At 75.5% G+C, this 1,464-nt stretch carries 2 protein-coding genes; both read left to right on the top strand.

The features are described from left to right. The coding region (locus OZN99_RS31430; protein ID WP_333779799.1) for a 3'(2'),5'-bisphosphate nucleotidase CysQ family protein at positions 1–383 on the top strand (383 nt) is incomplete at its 5' end. Between the two features lie 128 nt (positions 384–511). Beyond that, positions 512–1,464 (top strand): hypothetical protein (locus OZN99_RS31425; protein WP_270939120.1); only part of this gene is annotated, 953 nt, incomplete at its 3' end.

The following is a 1,464-nucleotide window of genomic DNA, read 5'->3' as shown; positions in this document are numbered from 1 at the left end:
CGGCCGGCGAGCTGGCGCCGGGCGCCGACCCCGCGTCCATCGCATGGCGGCCGATCCGCGCGCGGCCCCGCCCGGCGGCGGGCCTGGTCGCGGTGGCCAGCCGGTCGCACATCGACCCGGCGACCGAGGCCTTCCTGGCCGGGCTTCAGGTGGCCGACCGGCGCTCCATCGGCTCCTCCCTCAAGTTCTGCCTGGTGGCGGAGGGCGAGGCCGACGTCTATCCGCGCCTGGCGCCGACCATGGAATGGGACACCGCCGCCGGCCAGGCGGTGCTGGAAGCCGCAGGCGGGAAGGTGACCGCGCCGGACGGCAGCCCCTTCCTCTACGGCAAGGCCGCATCCGGCTTCCGCAACGGTCCCTTCGTCGCCTGGGGGGCAGGGTGAGAAACCCAGGGCGGAACGACATGCCGGAACGGTCGCGGCGAGGTTGACACGGCGGGCCAAGCCGCCCTTTGTCGCGGCGGGCACGCCGCGGCCGGGACGGGGGCCGCGCGGGCGGGGCGGAGGTTCGGGTGTTCGTCTATCTGGATGAAACGCTGCAACTCGCGCTCGACTGCGTGACCATGGTCACGCCGCGCCGCGGCATCGCTTATGGCTGGGCGATGACGCCGCGCGGGGTCGGCACCGAGCTCTCGGTCTCCGCCGGCCCGGATGGCGACTGCCCCATCGAGCATTGCAGCTTCCACCCGCGCAGCGACGTCGTTCCCTCCGACCCGCGCCGCGCCGCGGTGAACGGCTTCACCCTGGTTTTCGAGCTGCCCGAGGATCCGCGCGAGCTGATCCTGACGCTCGCCGCCGGGGAGGCGCTGCTGCGCGCCGACCTCCGCGACCCCGGCATCGAGGCCAACCTGTTCAAGGCAACGGCCGACCGCAGCTGGCGCGTGACCTTCGGGCTGCTGCAGGAGAGCGCCGGCAACCCCGCCGTCGGCAGCCTGCTGCGCTACCAGGGCCGTCCCTTCGGCGCCTTCGCGGACTGGATGTCCCGCCTGCCCGTCGTGCGCGGCCGCACCGAGAACTTCGGCCAGATGGCCGAGGTGGAGGCGCTCGCCGCGCCGTCGGGCGAGGTGCTGGTGATGCTGCGCGCCGGCGGTGCGTTGCCGCGCGAGGCGGCGCTCTCCGCCGCCGTCATCGGCTGGCTCCGCGGCGAGGCCGCCGGCCTCGCCGAGCCCGTCCTGCTGCCTCTCGCCGACTGGCACGCCGCCCGCCTGCCCGCCTCCCTCGGCGGCTATGGGCGGCTGGAGCCGGCGCTGCTGGACCGCCTGCAATCCCTCGAGCTGATCGTCCACGCCGAGCCGCAGCCGGGCGAGGAGGTCTGGCTGCGCTGCCAGCCGGTCTCCGTCACCGTGCCGGAGCTGCTCGACGCCGCATGCCGCACCACGGCCGCCGCGCTCGCCCTGCCCGTGGAGGCCGCGGCCTCCGCCGGGCTCGACCTGCTGCGCCAGGTGACGGCCCGGCGGGAAGCCGC

It is taken from the genome of Falsiroseomonas oryzae (assembly GCF_027856955.1).
Taxonomy (GTDB): domain Bacteria; phylum Pseudomonadota; class Alphaproteobacteria; order Acetobacterales; family Acetobacteraceae; genus Falsiroseomonas; species Falsiroseomonas oryzae.
Note: the sequence above shows the minus strand (reverse complement) of the source record. Positions and strands in the feature narration are given on the sequence as shown.